At 68.8% G+C, this 26,167-nt stretch carries 20 protein-coding genes; 9 read left to right on the top strand and 11 right to left on the bottom strand.

What is annotated here, in order from left to right:
• Positions 1-28: 28 nt before the first annotated feature.
• A complete protein-coding gene (locus R3A49_00525; GenBank protein ID MEZ5169214.1) occupies positions 29-1,045 on the bottom strand; it encodes an LLM class F420-dependent oxidoreductase in 1,017 nt (338 codons plus the stop codon).
• Positions 1,046-1,156: 111 nt separating this feature from the next.
• On the opposite strand from R3A49_00525, the gene R3A49_00530 reads away from it, so the two are divergent.
• A complete protein-coding gene (locus R3A49_00530; protein ID MEZ5169215.1) occupies positions 1,157-2,395 on the top strand; it encodes an acyl-CoA dehydrogenase family protein in 1,239 nt (412 codons plus the stop codon).
• 79 nt (positions 2,396-2,474) lie between these two features.
• On the top strand, positions 2,475-3,260 hold the full coding sequence (locus R3A49_00535; protein ID MEZ5169216.1) for an enoyl-CoA hydratase-related protein: 786 nt from the start codon (positions 2,475-2,477) through the stop codon (positions 3,258-3,260).
• Positions 3,261-3,358: 98 nt separating this feature from the next.
• Here R3A49_00535 and R3A49_00540 read toward each other — a convergent pair whose 3' ends face one another.
• From R3A49_00540 to R3A49_00560, 5 genes are all read right to left on the bottom strand, one after another.
• The gene (locus R3A49_00540; protein MEZ5169217.1) at positions 3,359-4,522 is read right to left on the bottom strand and encodes a thiolase family protein; all 1,164 of its coding nucleotides are present in this window, start codon (positions 4,520-4,522) and stop codon (positions 3,359-3,361) included.
• Positions 4,519-4,989 carry an OB-fold domain-containing protein gene (locus R3A49_00545; protein MEZ5169218.1) on the bottom strand — a complete coding sequence of 157 codons (471 nt, stop codon included), beginning with the start codon at positions 4,987-4,989 and terminating at the stop codon, positions 4,519-4,521. The genes R3A49_00540 and R3A49_00545 overlap by 4 nt, the downstream gene beginning before the upstream one ends.
• Positions 4,990-5,047: 58 nt before the next feature.
• Positions 5,048-5,794: an enoyl-CoA hydratase-related protein gene (locus tag R3A49_00550; GenBank protein MEZ5169219.1), complete on the bottom strand. Its 747-nt coding sequence runs from the start codon at positions 5,792-5,794 to the stop codon at positions 5,048-5,050.
• Positions 5,791-6,654, bottom strand: coding sequence for a MaoC/PaaZ C-terminal domain-containing protein (locus tag R3A49_00555; protein MEZ5169220.1), 864 nt, complete (start codon positions 6,652-6,654; stop codon positions 5,791-5,793). The genes R3A49_00550 and R3A49_00555 overlap by 4 nt, the downstream gene beginning before the upstream one ends.
• 150 nt (positions 6,655-6,804) lie before the next feature.
• A complete protein-coding gene (locus tag R3A49_00560) occupies positions 6,805-8,034 on the bottom strand; it encodes an acyl-CoA dehydrogenase family protein (GenBank protein MEZ5169221.1) in 1,230 nt (409 codons plus the stop codon).
• A gap of 169 nt (positions 8,035-8,203) precedes the next feature.
• On the opposite strand from R3A49_00560, the gene R3A49_00565 reads away from it, so the two are divergent.
• Positions 8,204-9,577, top strand: coding sequence for an ABC transporter substrate-binding protein (locus tag R3A49_00565; GenBank protein ID MEZ5169222.1), 1,374 nt, complete (start codon positions 8,204-8,206; stop codon positions 9,575-9,577).
• Between the two features lie 18 nt (positions 9,578-9,595).
• On the opposite strand, the gene R3A49_00570 is transcribed toward R3A49_00565, so the two are convergent.
• A complete protein-coding gene (locus tag R3A49_00570; GenBank protein MEZ5169223.1) occupies positions 9,596-10,213 on the bottom strand; it encodes a TetR/AcrR family transcriptional regulator in 618 nt (205 codons plus the stop codon).
• Positions 10,214-10,299: 86 nt separating this feature from the next.
• On the opposite strand from R3A49_00570, the gene R3A49_00575 reads away from it, so the two are divergent.
• Positions 10,300-13,839, top strand: coding sequence for an ATP-binding cassette domain-containing protein (locus R3A49_00575; protein MEZ5169224.1), 3,540 nt, complete (start codon positions 10,300-10,302; stop codon positions 13,837-13,839).
• A gap of 35 nt (positions 13,840-13,874) precedes the next feature.
• A complete protein-coding gene (locus tag R3A49_00580; GenBank protein ID MEZ5169225.1) occupies positions 13,875-14,735 on the top strand; it encodes an SMP-30/gluconolactonase/LRE family protein in 861 nt (286 codons plus the stop codon).
• A 3-nt stretch (positions 14,736-14,738) separates the two neighbouring features.
• Here the strand turns inward: R3A49_00580 and R3A49_00585 are convergent, their stop codons facing one another.
• Positions 14,739-15,545 carry a TIGR03084 family metal-binding protein gene (locus R3A49_00585; GenBank protein ID MEZ5169226.1) on the bottom strand — a complete coding sequence of 269 codons (807 nt, stop codon included), beginning with the start codon at positions 15,543-15,545 and terminating at the stop codon, positions 14,739-14,741.
• 46 nt (positions 15,546-15,591) lie between these two features.
• The gene (locus tag R3A49_00590; protein ID MEZ5169227.1) at positions 15,592-17,148 is read right to left on the bottom strand and encodes an AMP-binding protein; all 1,557 of its coding nucleotides are present in this window, start codon (positions 17,146-17,148) and stop codon (positions 15,592-15,594) included.
• Between the two features lie 121 nt (positions 17,149-17,269).
• On the opposite strand from R3A49_00590, the gene R3A49_00595 reads away from it, so the two are divergent.
• The 3 genes from R3A49_00595 to R3A49_00605 are packed head-to-tail and all read left to right on the top strand — an operon-like array spanning position 17,270 to position 20,551.
• On the top strand, positions 17,270-18,070 hold the full coding sequence (locus tag R3A49_00595) for an enoyl-CoA hydratase-related protein (protein MEZ5169228.1): 801 nt from the start codon (positions 17,270-17,272) through the stop codon (positions 18,068-18,070).
• Between the two features lie 29 nt (positions 18,071-18,099).
• Positions 18,100-18,957 (top strand): enoyl-CoA hydratase-related protein, encoded by an 858-nt coding sequence (locus R3A49_00600; protein ID MEZ5169229.1) that lies wholly within the window; start codon positions 18,100-18,102, stop codon positions 18,955-18,957.
• 1 nt (position 18,958) lies between these two features.
• A complete protein-coding gene (locus R3A49_00605; protein MEZ5169230.1) occupies positions 18,959-20,551 on the top strand; it encodes an AMP-binding protein in 1,593 nt (530 codons plus the stop codon).
• Positions 20,552-20,581: 30 nt separating this feature from the next.
• Here the strand turns inward: R3A49_00605 and R3A49_00610 are convergent, their stop codons facing one another.
• Together R3A49_00610 and R3A49_00615 are read right to left on the bottom strand one after the other, a co-directional pair.
• Positions 20,582-22,168, bottom strand: coding sequence for a D-aminoacylase (locus R3A49_00610; protein ID MEZ5169231.1), 1,587 nt, complete (start codon positions 22,166-22,168; stop codon positions 20,582-20,584).
• 63 nt (positions 22,169-22,231) lie between these two features.
• On the bottom strand, positions 22,232-24,529 hold the full coding sequence (locus R3A49_00615; protein ID MEZ5169232.1) for a M28 family peptidase: 2,298 nt from the start codon (positions 24,527-24,529) through the stop codon (positions 22,232-22,234).
• A 166-nt stretch (positions 24,530-24,695) separates the two neighbouring features.
• On the opposite strand from R3A49_00615, the gene R3A49_00620 reads away from it, so the two are divergent.
• Complete coding sequence (locus R3A49_00620) at positions 24,696-26,156, top strand: wax ester/triacylglycerol synthase family O-acyltransferase (protein ID MEZ5169233.1); 1,461 nt, start codon at positions 24,696-24,698, stop codon at positions 26,154-26,156.
• The last annotated feature ends 11 nt before the right edge of the window (positions 26,157-26,167 follow it).

The raw sequence follows: 26,167 nt of genomic DNA on the forward strand, positions 1-26,167 counted from the left end.
CAGGGTACCTGCGCCACTTGTCCTCGCCTCAGGTGAGTTTCGCCAGTTCCTCGAGTTGGGTGAGCCGTGAGGCCTGGTCGAACGCCAGCAACGACACGTTGACCACCGAGGCGCCTGCCTCGCCGTAGGCCGCGAGGCGGTCCTTGACGTAGGCAGCGTCGCCGATGGCACTCACCTCGTCGACCATCTCGTCGGAGATCGCCGCCACCGCCTCCTCCCGCTTGCGGTCGAGGTAGAGGTCCTGCACGGTTTTCGCCTCGTCGACGTAGCCGTATCGCCGGAACAGCTTGTTGTAGAAGTTCTTCTCGCGTGATCCCATGCCACCGAGGTACAGAGCCATGCCGAGCTTGGCGAAGCCCTTCACCGTCACCGGGTCGTCGGTGACGGAACACGCGACGCTGGGGATGATCTCCAGGTCGTCGAGTTCGGCCGAACGCTTCGCCCGACCGGCCGACAGTGGTTCGTCCCACACGGAGGCGGCCTTGTCGGGTGAGAACAGGACGGGCAGCCAGCCGTCGGCCATCTCGGCCGTGAGCTCGACGTTCTTCGGCCCGAGCGACGCCAGCACGATCGGAACCGAGTCGCGGACCGGGTGGTTGATGAGCTTCAGGCCCATGTCGAGTCGGTAGACCTCGCCGTCGTGGACGAGCCGCTCGCGCCGAAGGATGGTACGGACGATCTCGATGGCCTCCCGCTGGCGCTGCATCGGCCGGTCGAACGGCACACCGTGCCAGCCCTCCACGACCTGCGGTCCCGACGTGCCGAGCCCGAGGATCGCCCGGCCCCCCGACAGCATGTCGAGGGTTGCGATGGACTGGCCGAGGAGAGCGGGCGTGCGCGAGTAGACGTTGGCGATCCCCGTGGCGAGCCCGATCGTGGACGTGTGGGGGATCAGAGAGGTGAGCATCTGGAAGGCGTCGAAGCTCCACGCCTCGGCGGCCCACACGGAGTGGTAGCCGAGGTCGTCGGCCCTCTCGACGAACTCGACGATCTCCTCGGGGATCATGGCCCCTTCCGCGTAGGGAAGGCTGACGGCGAGCTTCATCGGGCCTCCTGGGACGTTGCTGCCTGTGGCGTGCGGCCGTGTTCGGACGGTAGGTTAGCCACCGTTCACATCCAGGGCGAGTGTTCCGACCCCGGGGAGTCCCCGCGATCCATGACCACGACCGCTGAACCGTCCACCGACGCCCGCCGCCCGGAGCACGCGCGACTCGACGAGCTGATCGACGGGATACTCGCCCGACGGGATCCGGCCACCACCGACGCAGCGGTGATCTGGGGCGAGATGTTCGACGCCGGACTGGCCTGGGTGCACTTCCCGGAGGGCAAGGGGGGCCTGGGCCTCGACGCCGAGTACCAGGAGTACATCGACCGGCGGTTCGCCGACGCGGGGGTGGAGTCGAACATCCGTTTCAACATGATGGGTGTCGGTATGGCGGGCCCCACCCTCGTGGCCTGCGGCACGGAGGAGCAGCAGGACGAGCACCTCCGACGCATCTACACCGTGGAGGACGTCTGGTGCCAGATGTTCTCCGAGCCCGGCGCCGGATCCGACGTCGCCGGCCTCTCCACGCGCGCCGTGCGCGACGGCGACGAGTGGGTCGTCAACGGCCAGAAGGTCTGGACCACGCAGGCGCACGTCGCCGCCAAGGGCCTCCTCCTCGTACGCACGGATCCCGACGCGCCGAAGCACAAGGGACTGAGCTACTTCTGGATCGACCTGCACTCCCCGGGCGTCGACGTACGCCCGCTCCGCCAGCTCACAGGGGCCGCGGAGTTCAACGAGATCTACTTCACCGACGTCCGCGTGCCCGACAGCAACCGGATCGGTGATGTCGGTGCGGGCTGGAACGTGGCGATCACGACGCTGATGAACGAGCGGACGATGCTCGGCAAACTGGCCGACCCGTCCCGGGCACCCAACCTCGGGAACTACGCGCTCGACCTCTGGCGCCGCCGCGGCCTCGACGACCCCGTCCTGCGCGACCGGCTCATGGAGGTGTGGGTCGACGACGCCGTGGTGCGCCTGCTCATGCAGCGCGCGGAGCAGAACCGCAAGCTCGGCACGCCCGGCCCTGAGAGCTCGCTCGGCAAGATCTCGGTCTCACCCCAGCAGCAGCGCACCTACAAGCTGTGCATCGACCTGCTGGGAGCCGAGGGGATGCTGATCGACGACTACGAGATGCGACGGCCCGACACCGTCTCGGAGTCGATTCTCGGTGGCGCCCCGGCCGATGCCTGCCTTCAGAAGACCTTCCTCGAGGTGCAGGGCGCCACGATCGGTGGAGGAACCTCGGAGATCTCCAGGAACATCATCGGCGAAAGGGTCCTCGGCCTCCCCAAGGAGCCCTCGGTCGACAGGGATCTCCCGTGGTCGGAGATCCCGCGCAGCTGAGCACACCGCGATCTCCGGCGTGAGTGCCCCCGCCGTCCTGTGACACGGTGGCCGGACCGACAATTCACCCGGAGGCGACGTGACGTACTCGACACTGGGCGTTGAGGTGGAGGACGACGGCCTGGCACGGCTGACGCTCCGCCGACCCGATGACGCCAACGCCATCGATCTCGACATGGCCCGCGACCTCTCCGATGCGGCGCGACACCTCGCCGACAGTGATGGCGTCCGCTCGGTTCTGTTCAGCGGCGAGGGGTCCATGTTCTGTGGTGGCGGCGACGTGAAGTCGTTCGCGAGCGAGGCCGACCTCGGCCCGGCCCTGCGCGAGATCACGACCCACCTGCATACGGCCGTCTCGCGGCTCGTGCGACTGGACGCCCCGGTGGTGGCGGCGGTGCAGGGGAGCGCTGCCGGCGCCGGTCTGGGGCTCGCGATGGCGGCCGATCTGGTCGTGGCAGCCGAATCGGCGAAGTTCGTGATGGCCTACACGGGAATCGGCCTCTCGCCCGACGGCTCGTCGACCTACTTCCTTCCCCGTCTCGTGGGGCCCCGGCGTGCCCTCGAACTCACGCTCACCAACCGGGTCCTGTCGGCCGGCGAGGCACGCGAGTGGGGCCTGGTCACCACCGTGGTTCCCGACGACGAGCTGGCGGCGGCGGCCGAGGATTTCGCCCGTCGGCTCGCCGCAGGCCCGACCCGGAGCTACGGAGCCTCCAAGAGGCTGCTGCGCGACGCGTGGAACGAGTCGCTCGAGTCGCAGATGGAGCGTGAGAGCGAGGAGCTGACCGCAGCCGCCGGCCGGCCCGACGGCGTGGAGGGTGTCGCCGCCTTCGTGGAGAAGCGACGTCCGGACTTCACCGGCTGATCCCCACGCGGTGGTCCGCACCGCGCCGCCACACCCCTGCATTTCGGTGGGGGCCGGCAGGGGTGCGGACGGCGCGGGCGGAGATCAGGCGGTGGAGATCATGTCGTGAGGACGGCGCAGGCGCCGATGCCGGGGGCGCCGTAGACCTGGGTGAAGCCCACCGAGGGGTTGCCCGGCACCTGTCGCTCGCCGGCGTCGCCGCGTAGTTGGAGCACTATCTCGTGGAACTGACGCATGCCGGAGGCTCCGATGGGCTCACCGTTGGCGATGAGCCCACCGTCGGTGTTCACGGGTAGCCGGCCGTCGATCTCGGTCTCACCGTCGGCGATCAGCCCCTCCTGCTCGCCGTCCTCGCAGAAGCCGCACTCGGACATGTGCATGATCTCGGCGCCCGACTCGCTGTCCTGGAGCTGTGCGACGTCGACATCGCCCGGTTCCACACCCGCCTGCTCGAAGGCCAGGCGCGCTGCCTCCACCGTGGGGGCCGGTGTGCGCTCCACGGGGAGCCACGGGCTGAAGACCTCGAACGACCCGAACTCACGGGTCGTCACGGTCGACGACTTCAGGAACACCGGCCGGTCGCTGTACTCGTGCGCCCGGTCGGCGCGGCACAGGACCAGCGCGGCAGCACCCTCGTCGGGTGAGCAGAACATGTACTGGGTCAGCGGCCAGTTCAGGAGCCGTGAACCGAGGATCTCCTCCTCGCTGATCGGCTTCGTACGCCAGGCGTTCGGGTTCTTCGCACCGTTGCGGTAGGCCTTGGCGGCCACACGGGCGAGCGTGCGCCGGGAGATCCCGAACTCGTGCATGTAGCGGTTGATCTTCTGGGCGAAGAACTGCGTCGTGACCATCATCCCGCTCTCGCCGTACCACGGCTCGAGCCCCACGGCGCCGGCCTCGGCGTTGAAGTGGCCGCGGGGATGCTTGTCGAGACCCACGGCGAGGCCGAGGTCGAACGCTCCGGCCTCGATCGAGTTGGCGGCCATCGCCACGGCGCTTCCCGCTGTGGCACAGCCGTTCATCACGTTGATGAACGGGAGTCCGGTGAGGCCGAGCTGGTTGACGAGGGTGTCAGCCGACGCAGAGCCCGCGTGCCCCAGTTGCGCCCCGAGGCTTCCTCCGAACGCGAACTCGAGATCGGACCAGGCGACGCCGGAGTCGGCGAGAGCCCGACGCGTCGCCAGCGCGCCCATCTCCGTTGCCGACACGCCCTCGTGGCGCCCGAACGGGTGGATCCCGACTCCGACGATGGCGACGTTCACGACGCCGTCTCCTGCTGCCCGCACGGCCGGAAGGCGTAGGTCAGCACATCGGTGCCGTCGGGATCGCCGGCGAACGGCACGACCGTGAGCTCCATCTCCATCCCGATGGTGAGCTTCGAGGGGTCGGGCTCGGTCAGGCGTCCCTCGACCTTCACGACGTCGCCGTTCTCGTCGTCGCTCAGCTGGACATAGCCCACGCCGAAGGGAACGAAGTCGTCGCCACTCGGCCCGATGTAGGGGTCCTTGACGGGGAAGCTCTGCGTGGTGAACGTCCACAGCGTTCCGCGTCGGGGGAGCGGCGTCTCCTCCATCTGCTCGCCCGAGCACTTCGGGCACCCGGTACTCGCGGGAAACGTCGTGGTGCCGCAGTCGGCGCATCGGCTCCCGATCAGCCGTGCATCGTCGCCGGACGATGTGAGGATGTCGTCGGCGATCAGCCGTTGCGCCACGGCCGGGCCTGCGCTCATCCCACCGATGTTAACGGTGGTTCACGCCGGTGTCGAGCGTGTTCAGCGGCTCGAGCGCTCAGCCGGCGTCGGCGGCCAGGCGGCGCACGACGAGCTCGCTGAGCACCTCGATCTCCCGGTGGATCGTGTCGCCCAGGAGCCTGGTGCGGCTCTCGATCAGGAGCTGTTTCGTGGCCCGCAGCGAATGAGGGTCGCGGGCGGCCACCTCCGAGGCGAGCTCGAGAGCGTCGTCGAGCAGCCGCTCGGCGGGAACGGCTCGCAGAGCGAGGCCCAGGTTGACGGCCTCCGACGAACCGACCCAGTCGCCCACCATCAGCATGCGCGCCGCCTGCTGGGGGCCGATCGTCGCGGGGAGCAGGACGCTGCTCCCCGCCTCCGGTGAGACGCCGATCCGGGCGAAGGGCGTGCGGAGCCGTGCGTCGTCGGCGATCACGACCATGTCGCAGTGCAGGAGCATCGTCATGCCGATGCCCACGCCGACCCCGTTGACCGCCGCGATCAGGGGCTTCGGGAAGTCGACGAGGCGCTCGCAGAACTCGGGGAACGCCTTCGAGATCCGTTCCGGATCGTCGGTGTCACCGGCCAGGACCTGCGTGTCGGCTCCCGACGAGAAGGCGCGGCCCGCTCCCGTGATGACAACCACGACGACGCTGTCGTCGGTTGCGGCGTCGGTCAGTGCCGCCGTGGTCTGCTCGTACTGGTCGGCGTCGAACGCGTTGAGGGCGTCGGGCCGGTTCATCGTGATGAGCCGAACCCCGTCGCCGCGCTCCTCCACGAGGACGCGCGGCGCATCACCTCCGCTCACGAAGCCTTCCGGAACAGGCCGTCGCCGAAGACCACGCGACCGTCGCTTCCCGTCACGTCGAAGGCGGCGCTGTCGCCGTCGACCCACATGCGCGTGGTCAGCGTCTCGCCGGGCATCACCGGGGACGTGAACTTCCCCTCGATGTGGCCGAAGCGTGCCGGATCGGAGTCGCACAGCGTGTGGAGCAGTGCCCGGCCGGCGTGGCCGAAGGTGCAGAGCCCGTGGAGGATGGGCCGGTCGAACCCCGCCAGCTCGGCGAAGGACGGATCGGAGTGCAGGGGGTTGCGGTCACCGCTCAGCCGGTAGAGGAGCGGCTGGTCGGGTCGGATGTCGTAGGCCACCTCGTGATCCGGGTCGCGGTCGGGTGTCGGGTTGCTCTCGCCCGACGGCCCGCGTTCACCGCCGAAGTCGCCCTCGCCCCTCATGACGAGGGTCGTGCGGGTGGTGTAGAGCGGGTTGTCGTCACCGACGAGCCTGGCGTCGCTCTCGAGGACGACGATGGCGGCCTTTCCCTTGTCCCACACCTCGGCGAGGGTCGTGACGGCCTCGACCTCGCCCTCGGGGGGCAACTCACGGTGGAGCGTGACCGCCTGGCCACCGTGAAGAAGCCCCGTCCAGTCGAAGTCACCGATCAGACCCGTGGCATCGGCGATACCACCGGTGTCGATGACGACCGGCATCGTGGGGAGCGCGCGCTGGGCCACGTCCTGGGAGTTCTCCGTCGTGAACTCGAGCTCGAAGCCGACCGGGTCCTGGATGCCGGCACCGACCCCGAGGGCGTAGAGGATGGAGTCGGTGGTGCTCCACGAGCCACGCGAGGGCTCGAGCGAGACGCCGACGTTCTTGTCACTGACGGGCATGTGGTCCTCCGGTCGCTACGTTGCAGGTGGGTGTCGGGTGGTGGTCACGGCCGGGCGCCCGTGGCGCCGATGCGAAACCTTCTCCACCGGCGGGCGCCAGACTACGGGATCGGCGGGTTCCCCCTCCGCACGTGCCCCTCGTTCGGGCTCCTACGACGTCAGCAGGTCCCTGAACGGTGTGTCGCGTGGCGGCCCCGGCTCCTTGGGCAGCCCGAGCACGCGCTCTCCGATGATGTTGCGCTGCACCTCGTCGGAGCCGCCGGCGATGCGGAGCGCAGGCGCGGCGAGCAGCGTCTCCCACCACTCGTTGGCGTACTCGTCGGGCTTCTTGACCACGGCGGCGGGACCGCTGATGCGGATACCCAGGGCTCCGGCGTCGTTGAGGAGCCGCGCCATGGCGAGTTTGGCGACGGATGCCTCCGCGCCCGGGAAACCGCCCTGGGAGATGGCGGTGATGATCCGGAGGCCGATGAAACGGACGGTCTCGGCTCGCACATGGAGATCGGCGAGGTCCTGTCGGGTGCGGGGGTCGACGCCCTCCTCGGCGGCCTGACGTTTCGCCGCGGCGACGAGTGCGTCGACGATTCCTCCGGCACCGAACTCACCCATCATGGATCTCTCGTGCAGCAGCGTGGTCTGGGCGACCCGCCACCCGTCGTGGAGATCGCCGACGCGGCAGCCGTCGGGAATCCGGACATCGTCGAAGAACACCTCGTTGAAGTGGGAGAGGCCCGTCATCTGCCGCAGTGGGCGGATCTCGATGCCCGAAGCCTCCATGTCGAGGAGGAACCACGTGATGCCCTGGTGCTTGGGCACGTCGGGGTCGGTGCGGGCCAGCAGGAACCCCCACTTCGAGTAGTGGGCTCCCGACGACCACACCTTCTGGCCGTTGATGATCCACTCGTCGCCGTCGGCCACGGCCCCGGTGCGCAGCGAGGCGAGGTCGGAGCCGGCACCGGGCTCGGAGAAGAGCTGGCACCAGATCTCCTCACCCATGAGGAGTGGGGGCAGGAAGCGCCGCTTCTGATTCTCGGTGCCATGAGCGATCACCGTCGGGCCGCCGAGGGAGACTCCGATGCGGAACACCGAGTCGGGGACGTCGAAACGGGCGCACTCCTGGCCCCAGATGACCTGTTCCATGAAGGTTGCGCCCCGGCCGCCGTACTCGGTCGGCCAGCTGATGCCGGCCCACCCGTCGCCGGCGGCCTTCGCCTGCCACTCCCGCGCCACAGCGATGTCGTCGGGCGAGTCACTCTCGCGTCCAAGGACCGACAGGACTCCGTGGGAGCTGTCGTCGCTGCGTGGCTCTGCGTGCGTTTCGAGCCACGAGCGCGCCTCCGCCCGGAACTCGGCCTCCGCCGGTGTGTCCTCGAAATCCATCGTCGCGGGCTCCCAGCCTGCCTGTGCGGGATGTGAACGAAGACTAACATCACGGTGGGATCGAGAGCCGCCTCGGAGTCAGGGTGATTGACGGAGCTGTGAACGAGCGTTAGCGTCCCGTCTCGTCGGCGGTAGGGCCGCCGGTCCCGACGACGCGTTCTGCGGACGCGTGCTGCGGTTCGGGGATGTGGAGGGGGAGACGCAGATGCAGCGCTGGGGATGGATCCGGGTGGTGGCCGTGCTGGCCGTGTTGATGCTCGTGGCGGTCGCGTGCGACAGCGACAGCAGCAGCTCCGACGGCGACTCGGGAGACGACGGCGATCAGACGGTGAATCCGGAGGATGTCGACTTCACCGCCGGGCTCACCGGTGAGCCCGTCAAGATCGGCGTCATCGTCGAGGAGACGGGCGGAGCGTTGGCGAACCCGGAGATCCCCGAGGGCGCCAAGGGAGCACAGCTGCTCGTGAACGAGGCGGGAGGCATCCAGGGTCGTCCCGTCGAGATCATCACCTGCGACACGGCCAACGACCCGAACACGGCTGCGGAGTGTGGGCGCCAGATGGTCGAGGAGGGCGTCGTGGCGCTGGCGGGTGTGCTGTCGGTGCACGCGGGTGAGTTCATGCCGTTGATGGAGGAGAACAAGATCCCCTCGGTGGGTCACGTCATGGCGGGTGTTCCCGGGTTCACCTCCCCGGCGTCGTTCCCCGTGACCGGCGGGATCGTGTCGACGGCGCCCAGTGTCGCCGTGGGTGTGGCGGAACAGGGAGCCGAAAAGGTCAGTACGCCACGTCCTGACCTGGCGGCGGGAGCTGCCATCCCGACGTTCGTGACGCCCGCGCTCGAGGCGTTCGGCGCGTCCTACGGCAACGACGTCCCGGTTCCGGAGCTCGCCCCCGACATGGCGACCTACGTGCAGGCCTCCCTCGAGGGTGGTGCCGACGGCATCGCGGTGTTCCTGTCCGGCCAGGACGCCACCAACTTCGTCATCACGGCACGACAGACCGAGCCCGACATCCCGCTCGGGACCTTCACCACCGACGCAACAGCGTTCCGTGAGGCACTGGGACCCGACCTGGCGGGGATCGTCACGTCCGGGTCGACGACATGCGAGTTCGACTCTGCGGCCTGCGACCAGTACATCGACTCGATGCACGCCGCCGGTTTCGAGGAAACGACAGGGAACCGGCTGATGGCATGGTCCGGAGTGACGATCGCGGACCTCCTGCTGGAGGACGCGGCGGAGATCTCGAGCGCGGCGCTGTGGGACGCCCTGGAGGCGCAGACCGCTCTCGATGTGGGCCTCTACCCGCCGCTCCAGTGGCAGACACCGGCCGATTTCGGCTTGCCGCTCCCGCGCGTGTTCAGCACGTGCGCGGTCCCGCTCGAGTACGACGAGGACGCGAACACCTCACCGATGTTCGACACTCTCATCGACGTGTTCACCGGCGACCCGTGTGACGCCAGTGGCGACGCCGTCGACCTCGGCAGCAGTTCCACGGGTGATTCCGGTGACTCCGGCGACTCGGGGGATTCGTCGGAGTAGGAGGGCGCCCCGGCGGTCTCAGCGGCCGTCGGGGCCGAGCAGCGCGCCCACGAGCATGTCGTGGAGCAGCGGGGCGAGCTTCTCGCGTGGGAACGACCGGTCGTACTGTGCGGCGGCCAGCGCCATGCCGATGGCCATCCACACGGCCGCGTCGAGCTCGCTCTCGGACAGGTCGGGGCGTAGCTCGCTGACGGTTGCGAACCACTCAGCCTGGTAGTCGCTCACGCTGCGGGTCCAGGTCCGCTTCCCGTTGGGGGAGAGGTGGCGTCGCTCGCGGAGCAGAACAGTGACCATGTCGGGACGGACGAGCACGTCGTCGACGAGCCCGTCGACCAGCGCATCGAGCTGGTCGCGTGCCGCCAGCTTGCCCTCGACGATCCGGTCGGCGTGCTGGAGAACGACCGCAGCGCTCTGGCGCACCACTTCGTCGAGGATCTCCTGCTTGCTTCCGTAGTGGCGGTAGACACCGGGGCCGGTGATCCCGGCGGCTGCTCCGATCTCGTCGATCCCGGTGGCCTCATAGCCCTTCCTGCGGAACAGCTCGACCGCAGACTCGAGAATGAGTGCCTTGCGTGTGGGCGCTGCGTCGCCGTCGCTGTCGGTGGAGGCCGTGGAGTTCGTGCTGTTTCCGGCCATGCGCAACCTCGTCGACGCCGGGGGCGCCGCATGCTTGTCCGACGTGTGAACGAAGACTAACGTGCCGGACACCTGGTGGGGAGTGTATGAACGAGTTCCTACGTTTCGCAATCCTCGGCCTGGGTTCCGGCGCCGTCTACGGCCTCGCGGCGCTCGGCATCGTGCTGACCTACCGCGGATCGGGCATCGTCAACTTCGCCCAGGGTGCCGTCGGCATGGTGTGCGCCTTCGTGTTCTACAACGCCCGCGACTCCGGCACATCGACTCTCGTCGCCTGGAGTGAGGCCCTTCTCCTCGGAGCGGCCATCGGAGCGCTGACGCACATCCTCGTGATGCGGCCGCTTCGCCGGGCACCCGTGCTGTCACGCCTGATCGCCACGCTGGGCCTGTTCACCGTCCTGCTCGGTTTCGGGCAGTCCCGCTGGGGAGACACCCCCCGCATCGTCACAAAGCTGCTGCCCGTCGACGGCGTGACGCTGTGGGGTGACGTCTCGATCGGGCGCGACCGCCTGTTCATTCTCGCCATCGGCGTGGGCCTCACTGTCGCGCTGACGGCCGTCTACCGGTGGACGAAGTTCGGCCTCTCGACCCAGGCGGTGGCCGAGAACCGCCGCGCCACATCGGCCCAGGGGATCTCCCCCGACGTCATCGCCACCGCCAACTGGGCACTCGGCGGGGTCCTGGCGGCACTCGCGGCGATCCTCATCGTGAACCTCACCGGCCTCGATGTCGTGGGCCTCACGCTGCTGGTCGTCCCCGCGCTGGCTGCGGCCCTGGTCGGGAATTTCCGGTCGTTCGGACTGACGCTCGCCGGTGGGCTGCTCATCGGGATCCTCGAGTCGGAGGTGGCCTACACGCAGATCCGTTTCGATGTGACACTCAACGGATGGGCCCGCTCAATCCCGTTCCTCGTGATCGTGATCGTGCTGGTCGTGCGCGGACGGGCTCTGCCGCTCCGGGGTGAGGGCATCGAGAAGCCGCCCGAGATCGGCACAGGACGGATCCGGCCTGTCGCCCTGCTCACAGCCTCGGCCGTGGTTGCGGTTCTGATCGCGTTCGTGTTCTCCACGACCCTCGTGGAGGCGGCCACCACGACCCTCGCCCTGGGCATCATCATCCTGTCGCTGGTCGTGGTGACGGGCTACACGGGGCAGTTGTCGCTGGCGCAGTTCGCCCTGGCCGGAATGGGCGCGTGGATCGGCGCGCGCGCCATCGCCAACTGGGACGTCCCCTTCGAGCTCGCGTTCCTCCTGGGGGTCGTGGGTGCGGTGCCGATCGGCGTCCTGGTCGGACTTCCGGCGCTTCGGACTCGAGGCGTGAATCTCGCCGTGGCCACCCTGGGCCTGGCGCTCGTGATCGAGAGCCTGATCCTCGCCAACTTCGACAGAACGGGCGGCGTCACCGGGACATCGATCGGCTCCGTGCGCTTCTTCGGGATCGACTTCGACACCTTCGCTCATCCTGAGCGCTACGCCCTCCTGGCGCTCCTCCTGTTCGTCGGCTGCGGGCTCCTCGTCGCGAACCTCCGGCGGGGCCGCGCGGGACGCCGCCTCGTCGCGGTGCGTGCCAACGAGCGGGCGGCGACCGCTCTCGGCATCAGCGTCTTTCGCGCCAAGCTCTACGCCTTCGGGCTCTCGGCAGCCCTGGCGGCCGTGGGAGGCGTCCTGATCGGTTTCCGTCGCCCCAACGTCACGTTCTTCCCGACGTTCTCGGTGTTCCAGTCGATCTTCGTCGTCATCTACGCCGTCATCGGCGGCATCGGGTTCGTCCTCGGCGCGGTGATCGGCGCGGCCGTCGCCCCGGGCAACTTCGTGGTGAAGCTCGTGGGGGGCTCGTTCGACAACGAGCGGACCGTGCAGGTCATTCTCGGGGTGGCGCTGATCGTCATTCTCGTTTTGATCCCCAACGGCATCGCCAGCCTGAGGGCCTCGAAGCTGCCCGTCCCGAAGTTCCGGGCGTGGGTCGCGAAGCGACGTGAGGCCCGCCCGGTCGACGCACTCCCCGATGTCGGGCGACCGCGAATCCCGACGATGAGGCTTCGAGCCGAGAACGTCACGGTCCGTTTCGGCGGTGTCACGGCACTCGATGACGTGAGCCTCGAGATCAGGCCCGGGGAGATCCACGGCCTGATCGGGCCCAACGGTGCGGGCAAGACGACTCTCATCGATGCCATGACGGGTTTCGTGTCGTGCTCGGGCGGTCGGATCCTTCTCGACGACGTGCCGGTCGACCGGTGGTCGGCCCGACGCCGCGCGGTGTCGGGCATCGGGCGCTCGTTCCAGAACCTCGAGCTCTTCGAGTCCATGACCGTGCGCGACAACCTGCGGACCGCGTCCGATCCACGCGATGTGCGCGCCTACGTCACCGACCTCGTCGCTCCGGGCAGAGCACCGCTCGGGGCGGGTGCGGTGGCAGCCGTCCGTGAGTTCGGGATCGAAGCAACGCTCGACGAGTTTCCCGACGAGTTGCCGTACGGGGTACGTCGGCAGGTGGCCATTGCGCGGACCGTGGCGACCGCTCCGGCGGTCCTGCTGCTGGACGAGCCGGCGGCCGGCCTCGACGGATCCGAATCGGAGGAGCTCGGCCGTCTGGTGCGGCGCCTGGCCGACGACTGGGGCATGGCCGTGCTCATGATCGAGCACGACGTGTCGCTCGTCATGGACATCTGCGACAGGGTGAGCGTTCTCGATTTCGGTCGGAAGATCGCCGAAGGCACCCCCGCCGACGTGCGAGACGATCCCGTTGTCGTGGCCGCCTATCTCGGTGTCGACGACACGGGCGGGCCCGGACCGGAGGATCCGGTGGGCTGGGAGGTCGGTATGGGCGGTGACGCCGACAGGCCGCCGTCGTCTCGTGTCGCGGTCACGTCCGGGCCCGGGGCGGGGACGGTCGACGACATTCCGGGAGGGCCGGCATCCGTTCTGGCGGAGCCACTGGTGCGCGCTGCAGGCCTCTCGGCGGGCTATGGCGATCTCGCGGCTGTGCGCGACCTCGACCTCGACGTTCGGCCCGGTGAGGTCGTGGCGCTGCTCGGCCCGAACGGGGCGGGGAAGTCGACCACGATGCTGACGCTGGCCGGCGAGCTGTCGCCGCTCGCGGGGAGCGTGGAGTTGTTCGGAGCCGACACGAGCGCGCCGCTGCACCGGAGAGTGCGCTACGGCCTGGGCTTCGTCCCCGAGGAGCGCTCGGTGATCATGGGGCTGAGTGTGGGAGCCAACCTCCGCCTCGGTCGGGGCGACCGCCAGACCGCGGTCGACATCTTCCCGGAGCTCGCACCACTCCTCCGACGTCGTGCGGGCCTGTGCTCGGGTGGCGAGCAGCAGATCCTCACGCTCGCACGCGCCCTGGCGGCCGAGCCGTCTCTTCTCCTCGTCGACGAGTTGTCGCTCGGTCTCGCCCCCAAGGTCGTCCGGCGGCTGCTCCGGGCGGTGCGGGCCGCCGCAGACGACGGGGTCGGCGTACTCCTGGTGGAGCAGCACGCACGCGAGGCGCTCGAGTTCGCCGACCGCGCCTATGTTCTTCACCACGGGCGCCTGGCCGTCAGTGGCAGCGCCGCCGAGCTCGCCGACGACTTCGGTGCGATCGAGCGGGCGTACCTCTCCGGTATGGCGGTCGACGACACGTAAACGCCCGGACCTCGATGAACCAGGGGGGGACGCCTGTGGCCGCAGACCGCGAGATACGGACCATCGTCGGCGGACTCACCTTCGCCGAGGGACCACGCTGGCACGACCGCCGGCTGTGGTTCTCCGACTTCTACACGCACCGCGTCCTGCGTTGCGACGCCGACGGCTCGAACGTCGAGACGGTCTGCGAGGTTCCCGGTCAGCCGTCGGGTCTGGGCTGGCTGCCCGACGGGCGCCTCCTGGTGGTGTCGATGACCGACCGTCGGCTCCTGCGGCGCGAGGCCGACGGCGCCCTCTCGGCGGCGGCCGATCTGTCGTCGCTCGCCACGTGGCACTGCAACGACATGGTCGTCGACTCCCACGGCAATGCGTTCGTGGGCAACTTCGGGTTCGACCTCGAGGCCGAGCCGGTGAACCCGGTCGACGCCACGATCACCCGCGTGACCCCCGACGGTGACGTCAGCCCGGCCGCCGACGGGATGGCGTTTCCCAACGGCAGCGTGATCACGCCCGACGGGCGGACGATGATCGTGGCGGAGACCGTGGGTGAGAGGATCACGGCGTTCGACCTCGCCGAGGACGGCACGCTCTCCAACCGGCGTGTCTGGGCCGACGTGGCGGGCTCCTTTCCCGACGGGATGTGCCTCGACTCCGACGGCGCGGTGTGGTTCGCCGACGCCCTGGGTGCGGCGTGCGTGCGGGTCGCCGAAGGCGGTGCGGTCCTCGACCGCATCGAGCCGGGCCGGGGATGTTTCGCCTGCATGCTCGGTGGCGAGGACCGCCGGACCCTCTACCTGATGCTCGCCAACTCGGCCCACTCCGCCGACGTCACCGCGAGGCGCGACGCGGAGGTCGTGGCGGTCGACGTCGACGTCCCCGGAGCCGGGCTTCCCTGAGGCTCAGGGCACGCGGGTGCCCGGTGCCGGCGGGTCCGTCGCCGGCCCCGCGAAGCACTGGACCACCGTCATCCAGTCCTCGGCAGCGCCGCCTTCGACCACGAGCCCCGTGTCGGCGACGTTGCGGCGTTGGGTGACGACGAGACAGAAGTCCTCCGCCACGCCGGTCACCCTGTCGGCGGCGTCGGTCGGGCCCCACGTCCACGGCTCACCACCGTCGGGTGGCTCGAGCTCGATGCGGATGTCGCCGCCGGGCGCCTCCCGCCCGCGGTTGGCGTACGCGAACTCGCGGGTCACCGCGCCCAGGTGGGCGACGTGACGCAGACGGTCCGTGGCGGGTGCCACGGCTCCGAGGGCGTCGAAGACGTCGCGGCCGTGGCACCAGGTCTCCATGAGCCGTGCCGTGAGGAACGCCCGCCCCTTCATCGACGGGCCTGCCCACGGAATACGTGCGTCCGGCCCGAGGGCGCGTACGGCGTCGATCGTCACCCGGCGGCGCCTGCGCCACTGCTCCAGCAGCTCGTCGTTCAAGAGCGGCACCAGATCCGGCGTGATGCCGCCCTCGAACTCGTCGAGCCGCTCGATGACACCTGCCAGGTAGTCGGCGAAGGCGTCAGGGTCGGAGGCGGCGACCGACGCCATCTCCTCCGAGGCTGTGAGGTGTCCGATGGTGTCGCGCACCGTCCACCCTTCGGCGAGCGTCGCCGTGTTCCAGCCCACGTCGTCGAGACTCGCAACGAGGTCGTCGAGAACCTGCTCCTCGGCCTCGAGATCGTCGGCGACGGCGTTCAGGTCTTCTTCACGACTCATGCACGGACTCCCTGTGCGTCTTGCGCCCGGGACTGTCGGTGGGTGCTCACTGGACGATTCTCGACCCGGCCTCGCCCCAGTAGCGGTCGCGCAGGAGTCGCTTGTAGAGCTTGCCGGTGTCGTGGCGGGGGAGCTCGGCCTCGAAGTCGACCGAGGCGGGGCACTTGTAGTGCGCGAGGTTGCTCCGGAGGTAGGCGATGAGCTCCTGTTCGAAGTCGTCGCCGGCGTCGGCCATGTCGATGGGCTGCACGACCGCCTTGACCTCTTCGCCCATCTCCTCGTTGGGCACCCCGAACACGGCGGCGTCCATGACCTTCGGATGCTCCACCAGCAGGTTCTCGGCCTCCTGGGGGTAGATGTTCACGCCGCCCGAGATGATCATGAACGTCTTGCGGTCGGTGAGGTACAGGTAACCCTCCTCGTCGACGTAGCCCATGTCGAACGTCGTCGCCCAGCCGTCCTCGTTGTGCGACTCCTTCGTCTTCTCCTCGTCCTTGTGGTACTCGAACGTGACGGGGCTCCCGCCCCCTTCGAACCACACGACCCCGACCTCGCCCGCGGGGACCTCGTTGCCGTCGTCGTCGACGATGTGGATGGGGCCGAGGACGGGCTTTCCGACCGAGCCCGGGTGTTCCAGCCACTCCTCGGAGTCGATGAAGGTGGCGCCGATCCCCTCCGTAGCGGCGTAGTACTCGTGGATCACCGGTCCCCACCACTCGATCATCGCCCGCTTCATCGATACCGGGCATGGCGCGGCCGCGTGGATGGCGACCTTCATCGACGACACGTCGTAGCCGTTGCGAACCTCCTCGGGCAGCTTGAGCATCCGCACGAACATCGTCGGGACCCACTGCGAGTGCGTGACCTCGTGCCGGTCGATGGCGCGCAGCGCGCCCTCGGGGTCGAAGCGCCTCGTGATCACGACGGTGGCGCCCAGCCGCAGAGCCAGCATCGTGAACTGGAGCGGTGCCGAGTGGTACAGCGGGGCGGGGTGCAGGTAGACGGAGTCCTCGTCGAACCCGTACAGGTTGCGGAACACCTCCACCAGGATCGGTGTGGTACCGATGGGCTGACGCTCGAGGTGGTACTTCACGCCCTTGGGGCGACCCGTGGTTCCCGAGGAGTAGAGCATGGCGTGGCCCTCGAGCTCCTCGGCGATGGGCTCGGCGGGGAAGCGGGCGACAGCGTCCTCGTAGTTTTCCCAACCGTCGAGCGTCCCGCCGATGATGAGACGCGTCGCCACCGAGTCGTCGAGCTTCGGAGTGATCTCGGCGGCCATTCCCCGGAACTCGTCGGAGACGATCAGGGCCGTGGCGTCGCAGTCGTCGACGATGTAGGAGACCTCGTCGGCATTGAAGTGCCAGTTGATGGCGGTGTAGTAGATCCCGCTGCGCTGGGCGGCCCAGCACAGCTCGTGGAAGCGGAGGTCGTTGCCGCACACGAAGGCGAGGTGGTCGCCGAAGCCCAGGCCGGCATCCGCCAGGAGCTGCGCGAGGCGGTTCGAGCGGTCGTCGAGCTCCTTGTACGTGAGGATCTCGCCGGTGTCGTCGAGGACCACCGCCGGCTTGTCGGGGTTCTTCTCTGCGTGGGGGCCGGGCCACATGGCTTTCGTCCTTCCGGTGGGGCGACTCGTCGGCACAGGCTAGTTAACCTGGGTTAACATCTTCGTTTCCCGGCCTGAGCGACCCAGGCGGGCGACCGATCACACAGGAAGGGTGGCACAGGTGACTGCGCTCGCGACGTACGAGATCACCGACGGTGTGGGCACACTCACCCTCGACCGGCCCGACGCCATGAACGCCCTGACCCTCGAGATGGCCGCCGAGATCGAGCAGGCTCTCGCCGACGCCGAGTCGGACCCCGACGTGCGCTGCCTGGTCCTCACCGGGGCCGGCAAGGCGTTCTGCGCCGGCGACGACGTCAACGAGGCGTGGGAGGGCGACAGCCTCGAGAAGGGTCTCGCCCCCCTGAAGAAGGCGATCCCGAAGACGACGCCCGAGACGACCCGCCTCCTCGAGTTCGAGAAGCCGGTCATCGCGGCGGTGAACGGCATCGCGGTGGGTGTCGGGATGGACCTCACCCTCGTGGCCGACATCCGCCTCGCCAACCAGTACGCGAAGTTCGGCGCCTTCTACGTGAACTTCAACCTCATCGCCGACTTCGCCAGCATGCGACGGCTCCCGCAGCTCGTCGGACCGTCCCGGGCTGCCGAGCTGCTCTTCACCGGAGACCTCATCGGGGCGGACGAGGCGGAGCGCATCGGGCTCGTGAGCCGTGTCGTTGACGCCGACGACCTCCTCGAGGAGGCGCAGGCACTCGCCGCCAGGATCGCGGCCAAGCCACCCGCCGCCCTCAGGTACATGAAGGCGGGGCTCGCCAAGGGCACACACATGACCTACGCCGACCTCGCCGGGCTGGGTGAGTTCATCTCGCGCACGCTCGTCACCCTCTTCGACACCGACGATCACGCCGAGGCGGTCGCGGCCTTCACGGAAGGGCGCGAGGGGCGTTTCACAGGCCGCTAGACGACGACCACGAGGAGAAGAAGCTTCACATGAGCCACGAGACGATCATCACCGACGTCGACGACGTCGGTGTCGCCACCGTCACGCTGAATCGCCCCGACGCCCGTAACGCCTTCAACCTCACGATGCAGCGCGAGTTCTTCGAGGCGATGTGGCAGTTCGAGGCCGACGACGCTGTGAGAGCGATCGTCGTGACGGGGGCCGGGAAGGGTTTCTGCTCGGGAGTGGATCTCGCCGATAGCGGCGCCTTCGGGGCCGAGGCACACGCCGAGCACGACGCCGAGCTCGGGGTCGACTCCGACACGATCGCCGAGAAGTCCGCCTTCTGGACGATGCGAACACCGGTGATCGGCGCACTCAACGGCGCGGCGGTGGGTGCAGGGCTCACGTTGTCGCTGCTCTTCGACGTGCGTTTCGCGGCCGAGGACGCCAAGCTGGCCTTCGTGTTCTCCCGGCGGGGGATCATTCCCGAGGCCAACTCGACGTGGCTGCTTCCACGGCTCGTGGGGGTGTCACGGGCCATGGAGCTCCTCGTGGGGGCGCAAACGGTCCTCGGTACCGAGGCGGCCGAGATCGGTCTCGTGTCCCGGGCACTTCCCGCCGGGGAGGTCCTTCCTGCCGCACAGGAGTTCGCCCGTGACATCGCCGTGAACTGTGCGCCCCTGCCGACGGCGCTGATCAAGCGCCTCGTGTCGGAGGGGCTCACCCAGACGGACCGGCTCGCGTCCATGCAGCGGGAGACCAAGCTGACCTGGTGGGTCGGCGAGCAGCCCGATGCTGTGGAGGGGGTGATGGCCTACCTGGAGAAACGCGATCCGGTGTGGACCGGCTCCAAGAGCACCGAGCTCCCCGAGAAGCTGGCCGACCCCACCGGCTCCGGAGGCTGATGTGCTCGAGCCGGAGCGCATTCTCCCGCACGCGATCGCCGCACGGGCGAGCGAGGATCCCGGCAACGTCGCGCTCCAGGACGTCGACGGCCGGGAGGTCACGTACGGCGAGTTCCACACGGCCAACCTGACATGGGCCGACGCGCTGCGTCGCCGGGGGGTGGCTGCGGGCGACACCGTCCTCACGATGTTTCCCAACCAGTTCGAGTCGTTCTACGCCTGGATGGCTGTGGCCTGGCTCCGGGCCCTCGAGGTTCCGTTGAACACGGCCTACTCCGAGAAGATGCTCGGCTACCTGGTCGCGAACTCGCGGGCGAAGCTCTTCGTGTGCTCGGAGCGCTATCTCGACCAGGTGGCGACGGTGGACCCGTCGATCCGAGGCGATCTCGAAGCGATCGTGGTTCCCGACCTGTCAGGAGCCGCTCCCGATCTGGGTGTTCCGGTCGTCGGGGGTGAGGAGTTCTTCGCCGATGCAACGCCCGCCACCGATCTCGACGGGCCTGCCCACCACGACATCGCCTGCATCATCTACACGAGCGGCACCACCGGGCCCTCCAAGGGCGTCCTCGTACCGTGGGCCGAGCTCCACCAGTTCCCCGCTGCCACCCCTCCGGGAGTGTTGCGGAAGGGGAGTGGCTTCTACGCGTGCCTGCCCACGTTCCACGTGGGCGGGAAGTCCCTCGTGTACCTGACCTCGCTCGGCGGCGCTCGCGCTGTTCTGCGGGAGGTCTTCAGCCTCACCGAGTTCTGGAACGACATCAGGCGGTTCGACTGCGCCACGACCGGGCTCGTCGGAGTCATGGCGCAGTTCCTCCTCTCGATGCCCGAATCCGACGACGATGCCGACAATCCCCTGACGGTCATCCAGACAGGGCCACTCTTCCCGGAGGTCGACGACTTCGAGCGGCGATTCGGCCTCAAGATCTTCACGGGCTACGGCATGACCGAGGTGGGCGCCCCGATCTACGGCGACCCCGACCACCGCGTCGACTGGCGCAGCTGCGGGAAGGCCCGGGACCGTTACGAGATCCGGATCGTGGACGAGTACGACGAGCAGGTCCCCGTCGGCGACGTGGGCGAGCTCATCATCCGGAGCCACGAGCCGTGGGAGCTCAACGTCGGCTACTGGGGGATGCCCGAGAAGACCGCGGAGGCCTGGCGCAACGGCTGGTTCCACACCGGCGACGGCTTCCGCGTCGACGAGGACGGCAACTACTACTTCGTCGACCGCCTCAAGGACGCCATGCGCAAGGGCGGTGAGAACATCTCGTCGCTGGAGGTCGAGGGCCACGTGCGCGAGCACCCCGGAGTACTCGAAGTGGCCGCCATCGCGGCCCCGTCGGAGTTCGGACCCGGCGAGGACGAGGTGAAGGTCCTCGTGGTCCGCCACGAGGGCCAGGGCTTCTCCGAGGCCGAGCTCCTCGAGTACCTGAAGCCCACCATGGCGAAGTTCATGTTCCCCCGCTACGTCGAGTTCGTCGACGAACTACCGAAGACACCCACCCAGCGGATCCAGAAGGTGCTGCTTCGCGACGGGGCACTCAACGACCGGACCTGGGACGGGAAGGTCGGCGGCTACGTCACGGCGTCCTGAGACCTGCACCGTTGCGATCTCGAGGGGTCATCAGGTCGGTTCGAGGACGCGTCCCGGACGCCGGCCTGTGTCGTTGCCGTCCTTGATGGCGACGCGACCGTTCACGACGACGTGGGACACCCCGGTCGGACGTGCGAGTGGGTCCTCGTAGGTCGCTCCGTCGATGACGGCCCCCGGATCGAAGACGACGAGATCGGCGCGCTTCCCCGGTGCGAGCGTGCCGCGATCCGACATCCTGAAGCGCTCTGCCGGCGCTCCGCTCATCTTGTGGACGGCGTCGACCAGGTCCAGGGCGCCCTCGACGCGGACGTACCGACCGAGGACCCTGGCGAATGTCCCCGCACGACGCGGGTGCGGCCGCCCGCCTCCCATGGCACCGTCGGACCCGATCATCGCCAGGGGGTGCGTGAGGATCCGCTCGACGTCGGTGTCGCTCATCTGGTGGACGACGACCTGCACCGCAGGCTCCTCGAGGAGGAGGTCACACGCCACGTCCAGAGCATCCACACCGCGTTCGTCGGCGATCTCCGAGAGACGTCGGCCTTCGAGCGCCGGATCGGCCGGAACGGACGAGAGGACGACGATGTCGGGCGCGGTGACCACCGCGCTTCCGGCTCCCGGCCGGGCAGCGCGTGCCTCCTCCCGGATCCGGTCCCGGGCGCTCGCGTCACGGAGAGCGTCGAGGCTCGAGAAGCCACCGTCGAGCACCCAGCGGGGGAGTAGGGCCACGAGCCCCGTGCTCGACGCCGTGTAGGGGTAGACGTCGAAGGCCACGTCGAGTCCCTCGGCGCGGGCGTCGTCGATCTGGCGGAGCGTCTCCTCGCTACGACCCCAGTTGGGTGGGCCGGTCACCTTGTGATGCGAGATCTGCACGGGCGCCCCCGACTCACGCCCGATCGTGAACGCCTCCTCGATGGCTTCGTCCACGAACGTGTTCTCGTTGCGCATGTGGGTCGTGTACAGCAACTCGTGGCGGGTGACGACACGTGCGAGCTCCACGATCTCCTCGGTGGGGGCGAACATCCCCGGCGGGTAGATCAAGCCGGTGGACATCCCGAAGCAACCCTCGGCCAGCGCCGAGTCGAGCTCCGCGCACATGGTCGCGATCTCATCGGCGGTGGCCGGCCGGTCGTCGAAGCCCACGGCACTGATCCGCAAGGCGCCGTGCCCGACCAGAGGGGCGTAGTTCGGCCCGAGACCCATTTCCTCGAGAGCAGCGCGGTGGGAGGGCGCGTCCCGGAACAGCCGCGCACCCTCACCCAGTGCGGTGCTGATGAGGACCCCGAGCTCCTCGGCGGCGTCACCGTGGATCGGGAACGGGGAGAAGCCACAGTTGCCGCACACTTCCGTGGTGACGCCCTGGCGGAGGCTCGGGAGCCCACCGTTCGTGTCGGGGTCGGGGGAGAGCGCTGCGGTGTCCGTGTGGAGGTGCACGTCGATGAACCCCGGCGTGACCACGAGACCCTCGGCGTCGAGTGTGTCGGTGGCGTCGACGGGTTCAGGGAGCGGATCGACCACGTCGATTGTGTCACCCTCCACGGCGATGTCAGCGCGGCGTGGCGGTGAACCGGTGCCGTCGATGACCGTTCCCCCGGTGACCACGAGGTCAGCGTCCATCGCAGTCCTTCCCGCGGGTGATGGAGGTCAATGGTCGTTCACAGTGTGGACCACCGGGGCTGGTCATGTGTCGTCGTCGGGGGCCACGCTGAAGCCGGGAACCGAGGCGATCGTCGTGCCGGCTTCGTCGACGACCTCGATTCCGTCGACGGCTGTCGATCCGGCGGGGAGCTCGATCGCCCAGGTCCGAACGCCCTCGATGACGACCGGGTGTGTCGTGGCGTTGTGGTCGACTCCGTCTGCGGTCACGACGACGGTGGTCGGCTCGGGATGTGTCACGCCGCCGAAGAGCACGGTGCTCGACGTGAGGTCGTTGTCTTCGTCGTCGTAGTCGGGGTCGTACCGGGCGGCCCGGATCCCGGCGGCCAGGCTCCACCCGGCCGACGGCGTGCGCCCCCACTGGAAGTCGAGCACCGGAGCCCACCGTGCCGGGATCGGGCACCAACCGACGTTGCCGGTCAGGTCGTCATCGACCGATGCCACCAGGCACTCGTCGCCGGTGCCGGTCTCGACCGCATCGACCTGCCATACGCCGTTGCCGCCGTCACCATCGATCGGAACCGCGCCTGTGACGGTTTCGCCCACGACCTGCTCCAGGCGCTCGGGCCGCGTCGCTTCGGGATCAGCACGGGTCGTAACGGCGGCGACGACGAAGAGGAGCAGTGCCACGCCACCGAGGGCCGCCGGGGCCAGCCGGCGCCGGACGCGCTCCACGAGCTCGACGTGGGGAACGAGCAAGACCAAGAGGAAGGCCACCATCGGAACGAACAACGCCGACAGGCCCAGGCGAGCCGACGACGAGAAGCGGAGGAACCCCATGTAGACGAGAAGAGCGGGAACGGCGGTGAGGGCGAGCGTGGCGGCGACGGCCACGCCGTCGAGGCGAGCGTGGAGCATCCGCAGCCAGATCACGACGCCTGCCAGGCTGCCGAGCGCCGGCAGCACGAAGACGTAGCTGATCGGGAGCGCGCCGAAGGTCGTGAGCACCCCGAGGGTTCCGATCACGAGGACGCCCCCGGCCGCGAGCTCCACCGCGGATGTCCAGCGGCGCCAGACGGTGAGGACGGTGGCCGACAGCGCCGCGCCGGCTGCCGCGAAGGCCCAGTAGTACGCCTCGGGGTCGGGGAGGTCGGCGTTGTGGGGCAGGATCGCGTAGAGGTGGACGTCGGCGCCGGGGTGGAGCCACCGCACGCACGCGAGGAGCAACGTCGTGAGAGCGAACGTACCCAGGGCCGCCACGGGGAGCGCCAGTGCGCCGACGCCGATCCGTTTCCAGCGCACTCCGTGCCGGCGCGCCGCCCACACGACGGCCGCCACGAGGGCGAGAACCGCTACACCCAGTAGAGCGCCCACCGTCGCGCCGTAGGCGACGAGCCAGGTTGACGTGAGCGCGATCCAGACGCCGGTTCCCGCGTCGGGGAGGTTGTCCAGGTCCTCGTTGCCGAAGTGGCGAGCCAGCGCGAGTGCCACCTCTCCGTTGTGTTGCACCGTCGACTTGCTGACGACCTCGGGAGTGTCGAGGGGCGTGTGGTAGTAGACGGAGTCACCGACGTTGACGCCGTTCACACCCGGTATCCCCATCTCGCGCCAGATCTCGAAGTCGGTCGTGTGCGTGTCGATTCGGCTCGGGCCTTCGTTCGCGAGCGAGCTCGCGCCCGGCATCCGGTCGACCACGCTCGATACTTCCCGGACGAGCGCCGGGCTGAACTCGCTCCACTCGCCGAGGAGGAGCGGCCCGGTTCCGCCCCGTGCGTCGAAATTGGCGATGAATCCGGCGTCGTCTGTCCACGGGTCTCCGTCCTCGAAGGCGCGGGCACCCACGAGGTCGCTTTCCTCGCCGTCGGTCAGGAGAACGATGACGTCGTTGCAGACCGGCTCACCGTCGATGAGTGCGCGCGCCACCTCGATCAGCGCGGCCGTGCTGCTCGCCACGTCGCCCGCGCCCGGGCCTGCGGGAGAACTGTCGTAGTGGGTGACGAGCATCACGGCTTCGTCGGTGCCGCACGAGCCCTCGAGACGTGCCGCGATGTTGTTGACGACCGGGACGTCGTCGAGAGCGGCCTGCTGGATCTTCACGTCGAACCCGAGGTCGTCGAGGGTCCCGGCGAGGTGGTCCCGCACGCGGGCGTTCTCGAGCGTCCCGGCGGGGTGGGGGGCCTGTGTGATCTCGACGAGGTCGTCCCAGGCGCGCTCCGCCGAGAACGTGTCGGCCGGGGCGTCCGACGGTGCAGGGTCGGGCGCCCGGAAGTCGACGACGACGAGCACCGACACGGCCACGATGGCAGCCCACACGGCCGCCGCCGTCCACGGAGCGCGCGCCCGCGACGATGCCTGCCGTGCCTGCTGACGAGTCTCCTGCACGGGCACGATGTTAATGATCGTTCACATGGGCGTCGAGCTGCGGTCGGGAGGTGACACATCGTGCTCCCGGCACGGCCTGCAGATGTGGTCGGGACCGGACGAGCGTCGAGAGAACACGCGGCGACGCAAAGTGGGAGGATGTGCTCTCGCGACCCAAGGACGCCTCATGCACAGAGCGAGTGGCCTCGACACCGCCTTCCTCTACGGCGAGACGAACGCCTGGCACATGCACGTCTCGGCTCTGATGCTCCTCGACCCGTCGGAGACCCCCGACGGCTACAGCTTCGACCGGCTGCGCGAGTCGTTCGCCGAGCGCCTGCCCCTCGCACCGCAGTTCTCCTGGAAACTCCACGAGGTCCCGCTCGGTCTCGACAACCCGGTGTTCGTCGAGGACCCCGACTTCGACTTCGACTACCACATCCGGCGGATCGCCGTGCCGCCACCGGGAGGTCCCGAGCAGCTCGGCAACCTGGTGGGCGACCTCGTCAGCTACAAGCTCGACCGCGACCACCCGCTGTGGGAGTTCTGGGTCATCGAGGGTCTCGAAGACGATCGGGTGGCCCTTCTGGCCAAGGTCCACCACGCAATAATCGACGGCGTCACAGGTGTGGGCCTGTTCGACAAGCTCTTCGACCTCGAGCCCGATCCGCCGCGTGACGAGCGCCAACCCGTTCCGGCACGGCCGACGGAACGCGTCCCGTCGGGCGCCGAGCTCTTCCTGCGCGGTCTCGGTCGCACGGCCGTCACACCGTGGCGTCTTCTGAAGTTCACGCCGCAGATCGCCCTCCAGGGTGGAACGCTCGCGAGCTTCATGCGCCGTGACGAGTCCCCGGCGATTCCCTTCCGGGCACCGCGTACCTCGCTGAACCGCGTCATCAGCCCGCACCGACGCTTCGCATACAGCTCCGTGTCGCTCGACGAGGTGAAGAAGGTGAAGAACACCTTCGGGGTGAAGCTGAACGACGTCGTGCTGGCTCTGTGTGCCGGAGCCCTGCGCAACTATCTCGACGAACGCGGCGAGTTGCCCGACGCGCCGCTGGTCGCCCAGGTCCCGATGTCGCTGCACACCGACGGCTCGAAGAACTCGGTCGGTACCCAGGTCGCCGCGATGTTCGCGTCGCTGGCCACCGACATCGACGACCCCGTCGAGCGGCTCGAGGCCATCTACAGGGGAACGCAGGCGTCGAAGGAGATGCAGCGCGCGATGGCGGCGCGCAAGATCATGAACCTCTCCGACACGACGCCACCGGGGCTTCTGTCGCTCGCGGCCCGTACGTACACCGCGAGCGGGCTCGAGTCGTCGGTTCCACCGGTGTACAACCTCATCATCTCCAACGTCCCCGGTCCGCCGGTCCCGATCTACGTGGCCGGCATGAAGCTCGAGGCACTGTGGCCCATGGGCCCGCTGCTGTACGGCAGCGGACTCAACGCCACCGTGCTGAGCTACATCGACACCATCGACTTCGGGTTCATGTCGTGCCGGGAATCGGTACCGAACCCCGCGCTCATCGCCGACGGTGTTCCCACGGCACTCCGTCAGCTCCGCAAGGCGGCCAAGAAGGTCCGCGCCGTCGAAAAGAAGCCCGAGCAGGAGATCGACGCCACCGTCGAGATGTCCGAACCGTGAACCGGCGTTTA

This window comes from Acidimicrobiia bacterium (assembly GCA_041394025.1).
Classification (GTDB): Bacteria; Actinomycetota; Acidimicrobiia; order IMCC26256; family JAOSJL01; genus JAOSJL01.